Raw genomic sequence first — 16,195 nt, 5'->3', positions numbered from 1 at the left:
CGCGGGCGAGATCCTCCCGACCGGGCCGGCGATGGGTGCGATCTCCATCAGGACGAACGCCGGTTCCGCCCGGCGGGGGATGCGGACGCAGCGAGCCCCCGTCCGCTCGAAGCGCCCGTCATCACCCCGCGCCGATCGTTCGGCGCATGTCCGTGTGGCATGGTGGTCCTTCCCCCGACGGTTCCGGCAGATCGCCCGCCGCGTCCTCGAACGGTGACGCGCGGGGGGGCCGCCGGTTCTGTTCCGAGACCGCACCTGCGCGGTTTTCACGCGTGGATTCGCGCGCCGGAAGAGGCGCGGCGCGCGGCCATGCGGCTGGCTTTGGCGCAGCGTCGGACTACCTTGCAGCCTGTGACCGAGATCCTGTTCTATCACCTCCAGAACCAGCCCCTCGAAAAGGTGCTCCCGAACCTGCTGGAGCGCTCTCTGGAGCGCCAGTGGCGGGCGGCCATCCAGGCGGCCAGCGAGGAGCGGCTCCAGGCCCTGGACGACCAGCTCTGGACCTACAGCGACGACAGCTTCCTGCCGCATGGGACCGATCGCGACGTCGACGCGGCCAGCCAGCCCGTCGTGCTGACCCTGAAGGATGCGAACCCGAACGCCGCGTCGATCCGCTTCCTGGTGGAGGGCGCCGACCTGCCGCCCGATGCCGCCGACTATGCACGCATCTGCGTGCTGTTCGACGGTACCGACCAGGAGTCCCTCCTGCGCGCCCGTGCGCAGTGGAAGGAGGCGAAGGCCGCCGGACACACGATCGCCTATTGGCAGCAGGACGACGACGGCCGTTGGCAGAAGAAGGCCTGACGTCGCTGCCGCATTCCGACCATCGCCGAGAGGATTCGCCATGAGACGTCTCGCCTTCGGCCTCGCGGCCCTGCTAATCGCGACCCCGCCGCTGCAGGCGCAGCCCGCCCCGCAGGCGGAGCGTCCGGCCGAGGCGCGAAAAGCGTCCGAGCCGCGCGCCACCCAGGGCGGCAAGCTCCCGGCGGACGCCGTCACCGAGCACAGCGTCACCCTGCCGGATGGGCGCACGCTCGCCTTCACCGCCCGCGCCGGCAGCCTGCCGCTGGTGGACGAGGCCGGCAAGCTCCAGGCGGAGATCGCGTTCATCGCCTACACGCTGGCCGGCCAGGGCGCTGGGAAAACGCGCGATCCGGCGCGCCCTGTGACCTTCGCGGTGAATGGCGGGCCGGGCGCCGCCTCCGCCTACCTCAACATCGGTGCGATCGGGCCCTGGCGCCTGCCGGTGGAGGGCGCCAGCATCAGCCCGTCGGCGCCGATCGGCCTCGTGCCGAACGACGGAACCTGGCTCGACTTCACCGACCTCGTGTTCCTCGACCCCGTCGGCACCGGCTACAGCCGCGCGGCCGACGGAGATGCCAAGCGCTACTGGAGCATCGACGCCGATGCGTCCGTGCTGGCCTCGGCCATCGCCCGCTGGCTCCGCACCAACGACCGCATGGGGGCGCCGAAATTCTACGTCGGCGAGAGCTATGGCGGCTTCCGCGGGCCGTTGATCGCCGCGAAGCTCCAGGAGGAGATCGGCATCGGCCTGTCGGGCATGGTTCTGCTCTCGCCGGTGCTCGATTTCGCCTGGCTGCAGGCACCGCGCACGACCCCCTGGGGCCACGTGATCAAGCTGCCGTCCTTCGCCGCCGCCGCCATCGAGCGGGCGGGCGGCATCCCGACGCCCGAGACCATGGCCGACGCAGAGGCCTACGCCACCGGACCCTACCTCGCCGATCTCCTGAAGGGGCCGTCCGACAGCGCCGCCGTGGCACGGCTGGGCGACCGGGTCGGCGCCCTGACCGGGCTCGACCCGAGCTTCGTGCGGCGCCAGGCCGGGCGTCTCTCCGGCCAGAGCGTCCAGCGCGAGATCGGCCGCGACACCGGCCGGGTCGCCAGCGCCTACGATACGGGCGTGACCGGATGGGACCCGGACCCGAATGCCGCCCATTCGGGCTTCGAGGACCCCCTGCTCACCGCGCTCCAGGCGCCGCTGACCAGCGCGATGATCGCGCTCTACACCGACACCCTGAACTACCGGGTGCCGGATCTGCGCTACGAACTCCTCAACGGGGCGGTGAACCGGGGCTGGACCTGGGGCGGCGGTCGCTCGGCGCCCGAATCCCTCGGCGCCCTGCGCGGCGTGCTGTCCCTCGACGGCAACATGCGGGTGCTGGTCGCCCACGGGTATACCGACCTGGTCACGCCGTATTTCGCGTCGAAGCTCCTGATCGACCAGATGCCGGCCTATGGCGGCGGGCGTCTCGATCTCGCCGTGTACCCGGGCGGGCACATGTTCTATTCCCGACCGGATTCGCGCGCCGCGTTCCATCGGGACGCGGCGGCTCTCTACGCGGCCGCGCTCAGCGCGCGGGGCCCCGCGCAGCGCTGAGGACCCCGTCGTGCCCGCTTCCACCGACCCGCGCCTGCTGATCCTGGCCGTGCTCGCGGCCTGCGGCCTGTCCGCCTGCACCAGCACCGAGACCCGGCGCACGGAGACTCCGGCACCCGAGCCGCTCCCCGTCGCCGTGCCGAAGCCCGCACCGGCCCCGACCTTCCAGGGACCCGTCCTGACGGGGGACGGCACCTGCACGGCGCCCGCGCCGGCGGGCGCCGCCGCGATCGAGATCGGCATCGGCGAGTGCGACCTCGTCCGCCTGAAGGGCAAGCCCCCCACCGACGTGCTGGTGGGGGAGGGGCGCGCCGGCCGCGAGGTGCAGGTGCTCTACAACGAGCCCGGCGCGAAGGAGCTGTACTTCTTCGTCAACAACCGGCTCGACCGCATCGTCAAGTGAGCGACCGGCTCAGCGCTCCGTGAGCTTCATCTCGATGCGCCGGTTGCGGGCATAGGCCTCCTCGGTGGTCCCGGCCTCAAGGGGCTGAAACTCGCCGAAGGCGGCGGCCAGGAGGTGCTGGGGCGGGATGCCCTTTGCGACCATGGCCTGCACGACCGCGATGGCGCGGGCCGCCGACAGGGCCCAGTTCGAGGGAAACTGGGCGTTGGCGATGGGCCGCGCATCGGTGTGGCCGTCGATGCGCAGCACCCAGGGAATGTCGGCCGGGATCTGCTTTGCGAGGTCGAGGATCGCGCCGGCGATGCGGTCGAGTTCGGGTCCGGCCTCCGCCTTGAGGCTGGCGGAGCCCGCCGGGAACAGCACCTCCGATTGCAGGACGAAGCGGTCGCCGACGATGCGGATGTCCGGGCGGTTGCCGAGGATCTGGCGCAGGCGGCCGAAGAAGTCCGAGCGATAGCGCGCGAGTTCCTGCACCTTCTGGGCCAGGGCCACGTTGAGGCGGCTGCCGAGGTCGGCGATGCGGGCCTGGCTCTCGCGGTCGCGGTTCTCGGAGGCCGCGAGCGCATCCTCGAGGGCGGCGAGCTGGCGCCGCATCGCCGCGATCTGTTCGTTCAGGAGGTCGATCTGCGCGGCGGCGCGGGCGGTGTTGGCGCGCTCGGCCGCCAGTTGCTTGTCGACCTCGCCCTGCCGCCCGGCCGAGCCCTGCGACGCTTCGGCCTGCGCCCTGAGGCGATCGCGGTCGGCCTGCGCCCCGAGGAGGGTGTTGCGCAGGGACGAGGCCTGCTCCTCCTGCGTCTTCCGGGTCGAGCGCTCCAGGGCCAGCAGGTCCGTCAGGTCGGCGATCTGGCGATTGAGCCGGGTCAGCACCGAGTCCCGGCCGCTGATCTCCTGGGAGAGGAAGAACTGGCCGACCACGAAGATCGTGAGCAGGAACACGACCGCCAGCAGCAGCGTCGCCAGGGCGTCGACGTAGCCCGGCCAGACGTTGAGGCTCCGGTCGCGGCGACCGCGCGTGGAGGCCATGTCAGCTCCGCTCGCGGCCCAGGCGCTCCAGCACCTGCTTCAGCTCGCGCTCGCGGGTCGCCTGGGCCTCGACCCAGTCGCGGATCATCTGCTGCTCGGCCCGCATGTGCTGCACGAGCCCCTGGATGCCTTCCGCGAGATTCGTCATGGCCTGGGTGGCGACGCGCCCGTTGGCGCCCTCCGCCACCACGGCGGTCAGGCGGTCCACCGCCTCCTTCAGTTCGCGGGCGCTGGCGGGATCCTGTACCGGGAGTGGCGCGGGTTGCGCCTTCGTCGGGGCCGCGACCTCGACACGACCCTGCGGTATTTCGCCGGAGAGGAGCCAGTCCTCCAATTCGTTGTGGAAGCGCGCATGCGCCTGCCCGGCCTGCAGGTCGAGGAAGCCGATGATCAGCGAGCTCGCGAGGCCGAACAGGGAGGCCGAGAAGGCGAGGCCGATGCCGGAGAGCGGAACCGCGAGGCCGTTCTTCAACTCGTCGAACATCGCCGCGGCCTCGCCGCCGCCCCGCATGGTCTTGATCACCGACCCGACCGCGCTCAGCGTGTCGATCAGGCCCCAGAACGTTCCGAGAAGGCCGAGCAAGATCAGGAGGCCCGAGACGTAGCGCAGGATTTCCCGGCCCTCGTCGAGGCGCGCAGCCGCCGTGTCGAGGAAGGCGCGGCTGGTCGACAGGGTGATCCCGTCGGGCCGGGCGGCGATGGCGGGGGCCAGGGGCGCCATCAGGGGCGGCGGCCGGCTTGGGCTCTCCCCCGCCGCCACGGCGTTCACGTAGCTCACCTCCCGATAGAGCCGCACCACCTGACCGAAGGCCAGCAGGACGGCGATGAGCAGGACCCCGAGGATGAGCCCGTTGAGGCCGGGATTGGCGAGGAAGGCCGGCGTGATCTGGCGGAACAGGACGAAGGCGAGGAAGCCGACCAGGATCAGGAAGACCAGCATCCGGACGAGGTAGATGCCCGGCTTGGCGATCGTCGCGGGTGCGGGGGGGGTCGCCATCGGCTCGGGCACACTCTCAACGCGGAACTGTCGGCCCGCGGTGAGCGGGGCGAACGCGCCGGCACATTGCAGGGTGGTTCGGCGCCGATCAAGTCGCGCGTGGTCTGGTTCCGTGGATGAGCGCTCCGTTGCGCCGGCTAATCCCACGCCCGGGGCCAGGTCTCCTCCAGATGGGGTCCGAGGCGCACCGCGGCCACGCTCTTGGCGAGGCCCGTCGCATCGTCGGTCTCCACCGCGATGCCGCAAAGCGTCCCTTCGCCCTGGGCCGCCTCCAGGCGGGTACCGGGCGTCTTCTGCAGGAACCGGCGCAGAGGCTCGTCCTTCTGCATGCCGAGGATCGAATCGTAGTCGCCGCACATGCCGGCATCCGAGAGATAGGCGGTGCCGCCGGGCAGGATCCTGTGATCCGAGGTCGGGGTGTGGGTGTGGGTGCCCACGACCAGGCTGGCCCGGCCGTCGAGGAAATGACCGAAGGCCTGTTTCTCGCTCGTGGCCTCGGCATGCACGTCGACGATGACGGCATCCGCCACGGCGCCCAAGGGACAGACGGAGAGCTCCCGCTCGGCCGAGGCGAAGGGATCGTCCAAGGCATCCATGTAGAGCCGGCCCATGACGTTCAGGATGAGCACGCGGGCGCCCTTGCGGGTTTCGACCACGGTGGCCCCGCGGCCCGGCGTGCCCGGCGGATAGTTGGCCGGACGGACCAGACGGGTCTGCCGCTGGATGAAGACGAGGGCCTCGCGCTGGTCGAAGGAATGGTTGCCGAGCGTCACCGCGTCGGCCCCCGCCTGGAGGAGCTCGTCGCAGATCGCTTCCGTCAGGCCGAATCCGCCGGCGGCGTTCTCGCCGTTGATGACCACGCAGTCGAGGCGCCAGCGCTCACGAAGGGCCGGCAGGCGGTCCGAGATGACGGTCCGGCCGGGGCGACCCACCACGTCGCCGAGGAAGAGGATGCGCATCGCGGGACGTCAGGTCCGTATCAGCGGGACCGGCCCCGCTTCGGTGACGAGATGATCGAGGGGCTGGTCGTGCGGCTCGGAAGGAACCGTGTCCACGGCCTGAACCGAGAAGGCGATCCCGATGGTGAGCACGGGACCGTTCCGCGAAAGGCGCTCGATGGCTTGGTCGTAGTAGCCGCGTCCATAGCCGATGCGATGACCATGCCGGTCATAGGCCGCCAGCGGCACGAGGAGCGCGGTGGGATCGAGGGGCGGCAGATCGTCGTGCGGCTCGCTGAGCCCGAAGCGACCGGCGACCAGAGCCTCACCCTCGCGCCATTCCCGGAACACCAATCCGTTGGGCGTGACCTTCGGCAGGGCGATGCGCTGGCCACGCGCGAACAGAAGGCGGGCGAGGGGGCGTGGATCGACCTCACTGCGGATGGGCCAGAAGGCCCCGACGATCTCGACCTCAGCGAGCGCTTCGATGGTCATGACCGTCTCGGCAATCCGCAGCGAACTGGTGCGGCGATCCTCCTTTCGGAGAGCGTCGCGGCGGGCCAGAGCCTCGTTGCGCAGGGCCGCCTTGCGGGCGGGAACGGATGTTTCGGAGGGAGAAAGATCTGAGTGCGGAGCCACGTGAGCCGTTGGAGTGTCGATCCCGGGAAACCTACAATGTAGGTGGGCGCCGTGTTGGCCAAGTCCAGGGACAAGGCCAGGGACAGCTCCCTGGGGAGTCGATAAGGCCCCGGGGAAAAGTTCTCCTGACGGACCCGGCAGCCCCGCCTTGCCCATGTAGCGTCGGCCTGCGGCCCGCGCCAGGGGGGGCGCTGGTTCGACTCGCAGAATTCATGGGCGAGATCGGCGCTGAGACGAGCCGCCGCCCAACATTCCGGCGCTCGAGATCGTTAGCCGGCCGAAATGACGTGCGCTAGGCGCTCGACCCGCTCGGCACAGCGGACGAGCTCCTCGGCAAGCCGCTCTTCCTCGGCCGCCCGGACCGCTTCGGCCGATTCCACTGTCTCCCTGAGAGCGGCGGCTTCCTGCTCCAGCGCGGCGAGACGTCCCTGTACCTCGTGCAATTCATCTGCCTGCATCAAGGCTGCCATCACGTGCAGTCGCATGTCGCCGATCTCGCCGAAGGTCCGGCGCATTTCGCTGATCCGTCCATCGAGCCCTTCCGCGAGGGCGGTCAGGTGCGCCTCCTCGCCGTCGGCACACGCCATCCGGTAATTCTTGCTGTCGATGGTGACGTTGATCTGGGGCATCGGGCGTCGGGTCACTGGAGCGTTGCGATTTCAAACTTAGCGGAGGGCGCGGGCCGGTGTCAGCATGCCCTCGACGGCGTCGATCGCTCGTCCGAGGCGATGGTCGACATCGGCCGAAGTCGCCTCGACCTCCGCGAGGCGCGCGCTGGCCGCATCGAGTTCGGCGGCGAGCCTCGCCCGGTCCTCGCCCATGATCGCGAGCTCGGTTTCCAGGTCGCTGGGGTCACGCTCGGCCTCGAAACGTTGCGCGACCGCGCCCTCCAGCCGTGAGAGCACGGCTTCAAGACGCTGCAGCGCCAGATCGATGGTCTGGCTCACGGAGGAATGCCCTTCTCTTCTACCTGCTGCTATCGGACGAAGTCGTTCGCGCCATGCCCGGACACCTGTACGGTATCCACCGGGAAACGGTTATCCACCCCCTGCGCCGCGCCATGTAACCTTTGCCTCGATTTGTCACCATGTTAGAGACCGGCCGCTCGCAGACCGGCTATACGGCAGCACGCGACGCACTCAGGCGAGAGGGCAGGGACCTGTCAGCCACCCTGGGTTCGTCTTGCCGCGCGCTACCTCGGTCTTCGGCTGCGATCGCGCGCCCGAGCCTGCGCGGCAGTTCATCTGTCGTTCAATCGGGACTCGCACAGAGCGGGCGACGGATCGAGGCCTGCCGTTCGGGCGAGCCGCGACGATCAAATGGCTGGAGGGTGCTGCGTGGCCGGCGCCCGATTATGGGAAGGACTCACGCCGTGTCGGTGAAGGTTGCCATCAACGGGTTCGGACGCATCGGCCGCAACGTTCTGCGCGCCATCCATGAGGCCGGCCGCCAGGACATCGAGGTGGTGGCGATCAACGATCTCGGCCCCGTCGAGACCAATGCCCACCTGCTTCGCTTCGATTCGATTCACGGCCGGTTCACCGCCAAGGTCGAGGTCGACGGCGACTTCATCGTCGTCGACGGCAAACGCATCAAGGTCACGGCCGTGCGTAACCCGGCCGAGCTGCCACACCGTGAGCTCGGCGTCGATATCGCCCTCGAGTGCACGGGCATCTTCACCTCGAAGGACAAGGCAAAGGCGCACCTCGATGCCGGAGCCAAGCGCGTTATCGTCTCGGCGCCCGCCGACGGCGCCGACCTGACCGTGGTCTACGGCGTCAACCACGACAAGCTGACCGCCGACCATCTCGTCATCTCGAATGCGTCCTGCACCACCAACTGTCTCGTCCCGGTGGCCAAGGTGCTCAATGATCTCGTCGGGATCGAGCGCGGCTTCATGACGACGATCCACTCGTATACGAACGACCAGCCGTCGCTGGATCAGATGCACAAGGACCTCTATCGGGCCCGTGCCGCGGCGCTCTCGATGATCCCGACCTCGACCGGCGCCGCGAAGGCTGTCGGCCTCGTGCTGCCGGAACTCAAGGGCAAGCTCGACGGCACCTCGATCCGCGTGCCGACCCCGAACGTCTCGGCCGTCGACCTCGTGTTCACCGCAAAGCGCCAGACCACGGTCGAAGAGATCAACACTGCGATCCGAGCCGCTGCGGACGGCCCGCTGAAGGGCGTGCTGGCCTACACCGACCAGCCAAACGTCTCGATCGATTTCAATCACGATCCTCACTCGTCGACCTTCCACCTCGATCAGACCAAGGTCATGGACGGCACCTTCGTGCGCATCCTGTCCTGGTACGACAACGAATGGGGCTTCTCGAACCGGATGGCCGACACGGCCGTGGCCATGGGCAAGCTTCTCTGAGCCGCATCGCCGTATCCTGACGGATCGAACGTTCCCGAGGACGAAGCGAGACCAGCATGGTGTGCTTGACATGATAGAGACCTCCCCCTCCGAACGCGGCTTCATTCCAGGCACCTCAGCGCTCCCGCCCCCGGCGTCCGCGCCGGCGGCAATCCCGGCCGCTCCGACCACCGCACCCTCCGTGGTGGTCGGGAAGGCGGAGCCCCTGCCGTCGTTCGGCAGTACTCCGGGGAGCGATCAGCTCGCCCGGATCGAGGACAAGTGCTCACGGATCGAGGACAAGTACGCCCGCTCCGAGGCGTTGCTGTCGCGCGTGGAGGAGAAGGTCGAGGGCGCCGCCGGCCGCATGAACGAGGCGGCCCGCCAAAGTGATCTCTCCGCTCTGCGAAGCGAGGTCCGTGCCATCGCGGACCGCACACGCGGCCTGCCCGGCTCCGGCGCACTCGTGCTCACCGCCATCATCACCGCCGTTCTCACGGTCGCGCTGACCCTCGCGGCTCAGCGCTTCCACCTGGATGCAATGCTGCCCCCGCGCTGATCGCCCCGTCCCGCCCGTCTAATGTCAAGGCCCCGATGACCGCTTTTCGCACCCTCGACGATGCCGGCCCGCTCCAGGGCAAGCGCGTGCTCCTGCGCGTGGACCTGAACGTGCCGATGGAGGGTGGGCGTGTCACCGACGCCACCCGCATCGAGCGGATCGTGCCGACCATCAACGAGATCGCCGGCAAGGGCGGCCGCGTCGTGCTGCTGGCCCATTTCGGACGCCCGAAGGGCAAGCCCGTCGCCACAGAATCGCTGAAGCCCGTAGTCGAAACCTTGAGCCGAAAGCTCGGCCGTCCCGTCGCCTTCGCGGAGGATTGCGTGGGCTCGGCGGCGGCGGACGCAGTCGCGCGCCTGCAGGACGGGGACGTCGCCCTCCTCGAAAACACCCGCTTCCATGCCGGAGAGGAACAGAACGACCGGGCCTTCGCCGAGCAGCTCGCTACCAATGGCGACCTCTACGTCAACGAGGCCTTCTCGGCCGCGCATCGCGCACACGCCTCCACTGAGGGCTTGGCCCACCTGCTGCCGGCCTATGCGGGTCGCCTGATGCAGGCGGAGCTCGACGCTCTGACCAAGGGGCTCGAAGCCCCGACCCGCCCGGTCATCGCCCTCGTCGGCGGTGCCAAGGTCTCCTCCAAGATCGACCTTCTCCAGAACCTCGTGGCGAAAGTCGACATGCTCGTTATCGGCGGCGGTATGGCCAACACCTTCTTGCACGCGCAGGGTAAGGCAGTCGGCAAGTCGCTTTGCGAGAAGGATCTCGCCGACACCGCCCTGCGCATCGTCGAGGCGGCCAAGGCGGCCAAGTGCCGGATCATCCTGCCGGTCGACGCGGTCTCGGCCTCCGAGTTCAAGGCCAACGCTGCGCACGAGACGGTCCCAGTCGACGCCGTGCCGGAGACCGGCATGATCCTCGATGCCGGTCCCGCCTCAGTGGCTGAGATCAACGCGGCCATCGACGAGGCTGCCACCCTGGTCTGGAACGGCCCGCTGGGGGCCTTCGAGCTGACCCCGTTCGATGCCGCCACCGTAGCGACCGCCCGGCACGCGGCCGAGCGGACCCAGGCCGGCAAACTCGTCTCGGTGGCCGGCGGCGGCGACACGGTCGCGGCGCTCAACCATGCGGGCGTGGGCGAGACCTTCTCCTACGTTTCTACCGCGGGCGGCGCCTTCCTCGAGTGGCTCGAGGGCAAGGAACTGCCCGGTGTCGAGGCCCTGCGGGCCAAGGGCTGATCGCATCCGCGACGCGGTCTTTTGCGGGATGACAGTCTCCGTCACGCAACGCGGCGTCACCGGAATGCTGTCCTGCGAGAGTTGCAACGGATCCGCAAAGGTCCGAAATGACGAACGAATTTGGAAGGCTCGCGTTTTCTGGCGCGACGATTGGCGGATCGCCTCGGCGGCGATCGTATCTGAGGAGAAACCCATGGCCCGCATCACCCTGAGGCAACTCCTGGACCATGCCGCCGAGCATGAATACGGCGTGCCGGCGTTTAATCTCAACAACATGGAGCAGGGCCTCGCCATCATGGCGGCGGCGGATGCGACCGACTCCCCGGTAATCCTGCAGGCGAGCAAGGGCGCGCGCGCCTATGCCAACGACATCGTGCTGGCCAAGCTTATCGACGGCCTCGTGGAGATTTATCCCCATATTCCCGTCTGCATGCACCTCGACCACGGCAGCGACGAGGCCACCTGCGCCACGGCGATCCAGTACGGCTTCACCTCGGTGATGATGGACGGGTCGCTGAAGGCCGACGGCAAGACCCCGGCCGACTACAACTACAATGTCGAGATCACCCGCAACGTCACCAAGATGGCCCACTGGGCCGGCGTCTCGGTCGAGGGCGAGCTCGGCGTGCTCGGCTCCCTGGAAAGCGGCCAGGGCGAGGCCGAGGACGGCCACGGCGCCGAGGGCGTGCTCAGCCACGACCAACTCCTCACCGATCCCGACGAGGCCGTGAAGTTCGTGGAGGCCACCAAAGTCGACGCGCTCGCGGTCGCCATGGGCACCTCGCACGGCGCCTACAAGTTTACCCGCAAGCCCGACGGCGACGTCCTGGCGATGAACGTCATCGAGGAGATCTACCGCCGCCTGCCCACGACCCACCTCGTGATGCATGGATCCTCATCTGTGCCGCAGGACCTTCAGGACATCATCAACCAGTATGGCGGCGAGATGAAGCCGACCTGGGGCGTGCCGGTCGAGGAGATCCAGCGCGGCATCAAGCATGGCGTTCGCAAGATCAACATCGACACGGACAACCGGATGGCGATGACGGGCCAGATTCGGAAGATTCTGGCCGAGAACAAGGCAGAGTTCGATCCGCGTAAGTACTTGAAGCCTGCCATGGAGGCGATGACCAAACTGTGCAGGCAGCGCTTCGAGGAGTTCGGTACCGCCGGCCAGGGTTCCAAGATTCGCCCGGTTTCCGTGGCCACCATGGCCAAGCGTTATGCCAACGGCTCCCTCGATCCGAAGATCGGCGCATTGAGCTGAGGCGCCGGAAGGACCCTGTATGTCGGAACCCCGCACCCGCCTCGCCCTGCTCAGCCCCCACCGGGTCGAGGCCGGTGATGCCGACGCGCTCGGCGCGGCGATCACGGCCGCCTGTGCGGCCGGCGACGTCGCGGCCGTCATCCTAAGACTGGCCCCGGTCGACGAGCGCAGCCTGGTCAATCTGGTCAAGCGCCTGGCCCCGGCCGCGCACGAGGCCGGCGCGGCCGTGGTCGTCGCCTGCGCGCATTTCGACGGCGACCTCGTCAGCGTCTCCGCCCGCGGCGGTGCCGATGGTGTTCACCTCGACAAGGCTCGGGATGGCGACCTGCGCGACCTGCGCGAGCGCTTGGCCGACGGACGAATCCTGGGGGCCGGCGGTCACGAGCAGAAGCACGCCGCGATGGAGGCCGGCGAGGCCGGCGTCGACTACGTCATGTTCGGTGGCCTCTACCCGGATGGGATGTCTCCCGACTCCGAGACGGTCCTGGAACGGGCCGGTTGGTGGACCGAGATCTTCGAGACGCCCTGCATCGCCGTTGCAGACGCTGTCGACCAGATCAATCCACTTCTGGCGACCGGCGTGGAGTTCCTCGGCCTGGAGAGTGGCCTCTGGATCGGCGAGCACGCCGACGTAGCCGGAATCCAAGCACGGGTTGCCGCCGCCGGGGAGACGGCCGCGTGAGGGTGGCGTTCAGCCTGTTGGCTCTGATGCTCGGCCTGTCCGAGGTCCGGGCCGCGTCGTCTCTGTCGTCGGAAGCGGCCAAGCCTGCGACACGCGAGGTCTTTTCCGCCCCGCTAAAGGAATTGCCGACTCCCTATTCGCCCAATGCCATGCGGGCGGTCCCCTTCACGGCGAAGCCCAGCGACAAGGCAGCCGATACAGCCTTTGGCGCCTACCAGCGCGGGCAATACACCACCGCGTTTCGTGAGGCGACGAAGCGGATCGCGGCTGACCCGAAGGATGCGGCGGCGATGACGCTGCTGGGTGAGCTTTACAATCAGGGCCTCGGCATTAAGCAGGATCCGGTCAAGGCGGCGGAGTGGTACCGACTCGCGGCGGCCCAGGGCGACGTGCACGCAATGGCGTCGCTGGGCCTGATGTCGATCGACGGGCGGGGCGGCGCCAAGGACATGAAGGCCGGCCGACAATGGCTCGAGAAGGCCGCCGGGAACGGTGACACGACGGCAGCCTACAATCTCGCCTTGATTCTCCTCGGGACGGGCTCCGAGCCGGATCAGGCCCGGGCCGCCACCCTGTTCCGCAGGGCGGCGGACGGGGAGATCGGCGCGGCCCAGCACGATCTCGGCGTCCTCTACCTGCAGGGGCGCGGTGTGCAGAAGGATCCAACCCAGGCCGCCGAATGGTTTCGGCGTGCGGCGGATAACGGTGATCTGGCCGGCGAGGTCGAATTCGCCATCCTTCTATTCAACGGGACGGGCCTCCCGAAGGACGAGACCCGTGCGGCGCGCTACTTCCAGCATGCCGCTGCCCGCGGCAATGCCATCGCGCAGAACCGGATCGCGCGGCTGTTCGTGGTCGGGCGCGGCGTTCAGAAGAATCTGGTCGAGGCGGCAGCCTGGAATCTCGCGGCATCCGCACAGGGTTTGTCCGACGGCTGGCTCGATGAGAACCTGAAGGGCCTGGAGCCAGCCGAGCGACAGCGCGCCGAAGCGCTGGCCGCGGATCGCGCGAAGGTCAATTAGCTGCGTCCCGTGGGGCAGACCCGCTTTCGATAGGGGTGAGCCGGCGCGCAAACGTGCTATGGCCGCGCCGAATGTTACGTGAATCGACGTTCTTTGAATCGGCCTGGACCTGAAGATCGATGATCAGCTCACCTCTCATGACCGTCATGGTCGACGCCGTGCGCAAGGCGGCCCGCGGTCTCAAGCGCGACTATGGCGAGATCGAAAATTTACAGGTCTCTCGCAAAGGCCCCGGAAACTTCGTCTCAGCGGCCGACCGCAAGGCCGAGGAAGTCTTGAAGGATGCCCTGATGAAGGCACGTCCGGGCTATGGGCTCATCTTGGAAGAATCCGGCAACGTCGAGGGCGCAGACAAGAGCCACACCTGGCACGTCGACCCCCTCGACGGAACTACGAACTTTCTTCATGGCATCCCGCACTTCGCGATTTCCGTCGGGCTGGAGCGTGAGGGACAGATCGTCGCCGGCGTGATCTACGATCCGGCCAAGGATGAACTGTTCGTGGCCGAGCGCGGCAAGGGTGCCTATCTCAACAACCGTCGCCTGCGCGTCTCCGGGCGCACCGACATGGCCGATGCCCTGGTCGCCTACGGATCACCCTATCTCGGCCGCGGCGATCATCCGAAGCTCCTGCGGGAAGTCGCCGCCGTGATGGCCGTGACCGGGGGCGCCCGCCGCTTTGGCTCCGCCGCCCTGGATCTCGCCTACGTCGCCTGCGGCCGCTCGGACCTGTACTGGGAGCGCGATCTGCAAACCTGGGATATCGCCGCGGGGATCATTCTTGTGCGCGAGGCCGGCGGCTTCGTCACCAGCGCCGATGGGGGTGCCGAGCCCCTGGCAGCCCGCTCGGTCGCCTGCGGCAATGAGATTCTGCACGGTGAGCTCGTGAAGCTCCTGCGCCGCGCCAACGCCTGAGGGGCGCCCTCGCGCGCTTCCTCGCCTCCACTCTCCTCGACAAGGGCTCCCCCATGGAAACCCGCCGCCACATCGCGTTGAAGGACTCGATCCGGTCCATCCCGGATTACCCGAAGCCCGGCATCGTGTTTCGCGACATCACCACGCTTCTCAGCGACCCGCGCGCGTTCCGCCGGGCGGTCGACGCGCTGGTACATCCGTACGCGGGGGGACGCATCGATCAGGTGGCAGGCATTGAGGCGCGTGGATTCATTCTAGGCGGCGCGGTGGCACACCAGCTCTCGTCCGGCTTCGTTCCAATCCGCAAGAAGGGCAAGCTTCCGCACACGACGGTATCGATCGCCTACGCCCTAGAGTACGGCACGGACGAAATGGAAATCCACGTTGATGCCATCAAGCCGGGCGACCGGGTGCTTCTGGTGGATGACCTGATCGCCACCGGGGGGACGGCCTGTGCCGCGGTGAACCTGCTGCGTCGGATCGGCGCCGAAGTGGTGGCAGCTTGCTTCGTCATCGATCTGCCGGAAATCGGCGGCGCGCAGAAGCTGCGCGACCTCGATGTACCGGTCCGGACCTTGATGGAATTCGACGGCCACTGACCTTCGCCCCTTCGGGGACACGCGCGGGGCAGGTGGGTGAGGGTACGGGACCTATCCTGACCCCTCACCCACCTCGACCCAGCGTCAGCCGTCGGCGGGCAGCCTCTCTCCGGAGAAGAAAAAGGCAAGCGGAGGCTACGCCGCTGCCAAGCTCGTGAACAGGCCGCGCCCGTCGGTCCCGCCGACGAGATCCTCTACGAAATTCTCCGGGTGCGGCATCAGGCCGAGCACGTTGAGTTTCTCGGAGTAGATGCCCGCGATGGAATTCAGCGAGCCGTTGCGATTGGCGTCCACGGTGAGGTTGCCAGCCGCGTCCGAGTAGCGGAACGCCACCCGGCCATCACCTTCGAGACGCGCAATGGTATCTGGGTCTGCGAAGTAATTGCCCTCGCCGTGGGCCACGCAGACGTCGATGACCTGATTCTCGGCATAGGCCGAGGTGAAACGGGTGTCGGCACGCTCCACCCGGAGCAGCTGGCGATGGCAGATAAAGCGCCGGTCCACGTTCCGCATCAGGACGCCCGGCAGAAGGCCGGACTCGCACAGGATCTGGAAGCCGTTGCAGATGCCGAGCACCAAGCCGCCCCGCGCGGCGTGCGCACGGACGGCATCCATCGCGGCTGCGCGGCCGGCGATGGCGCCGCAGCGGAGGTAATCGCCGTACGAAAATCCCCCCGGCAGCACGGCCAGATCGGTGCCGGCCGGTAGCGCGGTATCCGCGTGCCAAACCTTCACGACCTCCGCACCCGATTGGGTCAAGGCTCGGGCCACGTCCGCATCGCGGTTGGAGCCTGGAAAAACGATGATGGCAGCGCGCATCAGGCGATCTCGATGGCGTAGTTCTCGACGACCGTGTTCGCAAGCAGCTTCTCGCAGGCGCTCTTCAGCGTCGCCTCTGCAGCCGCGCGGTCCTCCCCCACGATCTCGACGTCGAAAACCTTCCCCTGGCGGACGCTGTCGATACCGGACAGGCCGAACGACGTCAGGGCCGCCTCAATCGCCTTGCCCTGCGGGTCCAGCACGCCGGTCTTCAGGGTGACGATGATGCGTGCTTTCATGGTTTCGAACTCGTCTGGTGTAGGGGCAACCTGCCGATAATCGGGAAATGCCAGGCAAGCAACGCGAAACGGCCCAAGAGCGGCCGCGCATAGACGTCG

At 68.2% G+C, this 16,195-nt stretch carries 19 protein-coding genes and 1 other RNA gene; 11 read left to right on the top strand and 9 right to left on the bottom strand.

Translation table 11 applies throughout. The features are described 5' to 3' along the window. The first annotated feature begins 351 nt into the window (after nucleotides 1-351). The 3 genes from ASG51_RS19335 to ASG51_RS19325 are packed head-to-tail and all read left to right on the top strand — an operon-like array spanning nucleotide 352 to nucleotide 2,801. Complete coding sequence (locus tag ASG51_RS19335; RefSeq protein ID WP_056269888.1) at nucleotides 352-804, top strand: DNA polymerase III subunit chi; 453 nt, start codon at nucleotides 352-354, stop codon at nucleotides 802-804. Nucleotides 805-844: 40 nt separating this feature from the next. After that, nucleotides 845-2,398, top strand: coding sequence for a peptidase S10 (locus ASG51_RS19330; protein ID WP_056382527.1), 1,554 nt, complete (start codon nucleotides 845-847; stop codon nucleotides 2,396-2,398). Between the two features lie 10 nt (nucleotides 2,399-2,408). After that, the gene (locus ASG51_RS19325; RefSeq protein ID WP_200941363.1) at nucleotides 2,409-2,801 is read left to right on the top strand and encodes a hypothetical protein; all 393 of its coding nucleotides are present in this window, start codon (nucleotides 2,409-2,411) and stop codon (nucleotides 2,799-2,801) included. Nucleotides 2,802-2,810: 9 nt separating this feature from the next. Here ASG51_RS19325 and ASG51_RS19320 read toward each other — a convergent pair whose 3' ends face one another. The 7 genes from ASG51_RS19320 to ASG51_RS19295 all read right to left on the bottom strand — a co-directional run bounded on the left by ASG51_RS19320 (nucleotide 2,811) and on the right by ASG51_RS19295 (nucleotide 7,345). Next, nucleotides 2,811-3,824 (bottom strand): peptidoglycan -binding protein, encoded by a 1,014-nt coding sequence (locus tag ASG51_RS19320; RefSeq protein ID WP_056382525.1) that lies wholly within the window; start codon nucleotides 3,822-3,824, stop codon nucleotides 2,811-2,813. Nucleotide 3,825: 1 nt separating this feature from the next. Further along, entirely contained in the window at nucleotides 3,826-4,821 is a 996-nt protein-coding gene (locus ASG51_RS19315; protein ID WP_056350511.1) for a MotA/TolQ/ExbB proton channel family protein, read from the bottom strand. 137 nt (nucleotides 4,822-4,958) lie between these two features. Beyond that, the gene (locus ASG51_RS19310; RefSeq protein ID WP_056269881.1) at nucleotides 4,959-5,780 is read right to left on the bottom strand and encodes a TIGR00282 family metallophosphoesterase; all 822 of its coding nucleotides are present in this window, start codon (nucleotides 5,778-5,780) and stop codon (nucleotides 4,959-4,961) included. 9 nt (nucleotides 5,781-5,789) lie between these two features. Further along, the gene (locus ASG51_RS19305; RefSeq protein ID WP_056382523.1) at nucleotides 5,790-6,398 is read right to left on the bottom strand and encodes a 5-formyltetrahydrofolate cyclo-ligase; all 609 of its coding nucleotides are present in this window, start codon (nucleotides 6,396-6,398) and stop codon (nucleotides 5,790-5,792) included. Beyond that, nucleotides 6,388-6,545, bottom strand: a non-coding RNA gene (gene ssrS, locus ASG51_RS23665) — 6S RNA. Before ssrS ends, ASG51_RS19305 begins: the two co-directional genes overlap by 11 nt. Before the next feature lie 122 nt (nucleotides 6,546-6,667). Continuing rightward, on the bottom strand, nucleotides 6,668-7,027 hold the full coding sequence (zapA, locus tag ASG51_RS19300; protein ID WP_056382521.1) for a cell division protein ZapA: 360 nt from the start codon (nucleotides 7,025-7,027) through the stop codon (nucleotides 6,668-6,670). A 36-nt stretch (nucleotides 7,028-7,063) separates the two neighbouring features. After that, nucleotides 7,064-7,345 carry a DUF4164 domain-containing protein gene (locus ASG51_RS19295; protein ID WP_082501108.1) on the bottom strand — a complete coding sequence of 94 codons (282 nt, stop codon included), beginning with the start codon at nucleotides 7,343-7,345 and terminating at the stop codon, nucleotides 7,064-7,066. A 425-nt stretch (nucleotides 7,346-7,770) separates the two neighbouring features. Here ASG51_RS19295 and gap point away from each other — a divergent pair, with 425 nt between their 5' ends. The 8 genes from gap to ASG51_RS19255 all read left to right on the top strand — a co-directional run bounded on the left by gap (nucleotide 7,771) and on the right by ASG51_RS19255 (nucleotide 15,038). Beyond that, nucleotides 7,771-8,778, top strand: coding sequence for a type I glyceraldehyde-3-phosphate dehydrogenase (gene gap, locus ASG51_RS19290; protein WP_056382520.1), 1,008 nt, complete (start codon nucleotides 7,771-7,773; stop codon nucleotides 8,776-8,778). A 70-nt stretch (nucleotides 8,779-8,848) separates the two neighbouring features. Beyond that, on the top strand, nucleotides 8,849-9,316 hold the full coding sequence (locus tag ASG51_RS19285) for a hypothetical protein (RefSeq protein ID WP_056382517.1): 468 nt from the start codon (nucleotides 8,849-8,851) through the stop codon (nucleotides 9,314-9,316). A gap of 35 nt (nucleotides 9,317-9,351) precedes the next feature. Then, the gene (locus ASG51_RS19280) at nucleotides 9,352-10,554 is read left to right on the top strand and encodes a phosphoglycerate kinase (RefSeq protein ID WP_056382516.1); all 1,203 of its coding nucleotides are present in this window, start codon (nucleotides 9,352-9,354) and stop codon (nucleotides 10,552-10,554) included. Nucleotides 10,555-10,747: 193 nt separating this feature from the next. Continuing rightward, the gene (fba, locus tag ASG51_RS19275; RefSeq protein WP_056382514.1) at nucleotides 10,748-11,821 is read left to right on the top strand and encodes a class II fructose-bisphosphate aldolase; all 1,074 of its coding nucleotides are present in this window, start codon (nucleotides 10,748-10,750) and stop codon (nucleotides 11,819-11,821) included. A gap of 19 nt (nucleotides 11,822-11,840) precedes the next feature. Then, nucleotides 11,841-12,503, top strand: coding sequence for a thiamine phosphate synthase (locus tag ASG51_RS19270; protein WP_056382513.1), 663 nt, complete (start codon nucleotides 11,841-11,843; stop codon nucleotides 12,501-12,503). After that, the gene (locus ASG51_RS19265; protein ID WP_244480198.1) at nucleotides 12,500-13,525 is read left to right on the top strand and encodes a tetratricopeptide repeat protein; all 1,026 of its coding nucleotides are present in this window, start codon (nucleotides 12,500-12,502) and stop codon (nucleotides 13,523-13,525) included. Before ASG51_RS19270 ends, ASG51_RS19265 begins: the two co-directional genes overlap by 4 nt. Before the next feature lie 119 nt (nucleotides 13,526-13,644). Continuing rightward, complete coding sequence (locus tag ASG51_RS19260) at nucleotides 13,645-14,439, top strand: inositol monophosphatase family protein (RefSeq protein ID WP_055955245.1); 795 nt, start codon at nucleotides 13,645-13,647, stop codon at nucleotides 14,437-14,439. A 53-nt stretch (nucleotides 14,440-14,492) separates the two neighbouring features. Further along, on the top strand, nucleotides 14,493-15,038 hold the full coding sequence (locus tag ASG51_RS19255; RefSeq protein WP_056216903.1) for an adenine phosphoribosyltransferase: 546 nt from the start codon (nucleotides 14,493-14,495) through the stop codon (nucleotides 15,036-15,038). A gap of 135 nt (nucleotides 15,039-15,173) precedes the next feature. On the opposite strand, the gene purQ is transcribed toward ASG51_RS19255, so the two are convergent. Together purQ and purS are read right to left on the bottom strand one after the other, a co-directional pair. Further along, the gene (gene purQ, locus ASG51_RS19250) at nucleotides 15,174-15,857 is read right to left on the bottom strand and encodes a phosphoribosylformylglycinamidine synthase subunit PurQ (protein WP_056269853.1); all 684 of its coding nucleotides are present in this window, start codon (nucleotides 15,855-15,857) and stop codon (nucleotides 15,174-15,176) included. Continuing rightward, the gene (gene purS / locus ASG51_RS19245; RefSeq protein WP_056269849.1) at nucleotides 15,857-16,096 is read right to left on the bottom strand and encodes a phosphoribosylformylglycinamidine synthase subunit PurS; all 240 of its coding nucleotides are present in this window, start codon (nucleotides 16,094-16,096) and stop codon (nucleotides 15,857-15,859) included. Before purS ends, purQ begins: the two co-directional genes overlap by 1 nt. Nucleotides 16,097-16,195 lie beyond the last annotated feature (99 nt).

The sequence above is a fragment of the Methylobacterium sp. Leaf465 genome, from assembly GCF_001424705.1.
Classification (GTDB): Bacteria; Pseudomonadota; Alphaproteobacteria; order Rhizobiales; family Beijerinckiaceae; genus Methylobacterium.
This window is presented reverse-complemented; position numbering and strand designations above follow the sequence as displayed.

Excerpts from the sequence above, each read along its gene's own strand:
- ASG51_RS19330 (WP_056382527.1), top strand. The coding sequence starts at position 845 with ATGAGACGTCTCGCCTTCGGCCTCGCGGCCCTGCTAATCGCGACCCCG.
- ASG51_RS19320 (WP_056382525.1), bottom strand. The coding sequence starts at position 3,824 with ATGGCCTCCACGCGCGGTCGCCGCGACCGGAGCCTCAACGTCTGGCCG.
- ASG51_RS19315 (WP_056350511.1), bottom strand. The coding sequence starts at position 4,821 with ATGGCGACCCCCCCCGCACCCGCGACGATCGCCAAGCCGGGCATCTAC.
- ASG51_RS19310 (WP_056269881.1), bottom strand. The coding sequence starts at position 5,780 with ATGCGCATCCTCTTCCTCGGCGACGTGGTGGGTCGCCCCGGCCGGACC.
- zapA (WP_056382521.1), bottom strand. The coding sequence starts at position 7,027 with ATGCCCCAGATCAACGTCACCATCGACAGCAAGAATTACCGGATGGCG.
- ASG51_RS19285 (WP_056382517.1), top strand. The coding sequence starts at position 8,849 with ATGATAGAGACCTCCCCCTCCGAACGCGGCTTCATTCCAGGCACCTCA.
- ASG51_RS19280 (WP_056382516.1), top strand. The coding sequence starts at position 9,352 with ATGACCGCTTTTCGCACCCTCGACGATGCCGGCCCGCTCCAGGGCAAG.
- fba (WP_056382514.1), top strand. The coding sequence starts at position 10,748 with ATGGCCCGCATCACCCTGAGGCAACTCCTGGACCATGCCGCCGAGCAT.
- ASG51_RS19270 (WP_056382513.1), top strand. The coding sequence starts at position 11,841 with ATGTCGGAACCCCGCACCCGCCTCGCCCTGCTCAGCCCCCACCGGGTC.
- ASG51_RS19260 (WP_055955245.1), top strand. The coding sequence starts at position 13,645 with ATGATCAGCTCACCTCTCATGACCGTCATGGTCGACGCCGTGCGCAAG.
- ASG51_RS19255 (WP_056216903.1), top strand. The coding sequence starts at position 14,493 with ATGGAAACCCGCCGCCACATCGCGTTGAAGGACTCGATCCGGTCCATC.
- purQ (WP_056269853.1), bottom strand. The coding sequence starts at position 15,857 with ATGCGCGCTGCCATCATCGTTTTTCCAGGCTCCAACCGCGATGCGGAC.
- purS (WP_056269849.1), bottom strand. The coding sequence starts at position 16,096 with ATGAAAGCACGCATCATCGTCACCCTGAAGACCGGCGTGCTGGACCCG.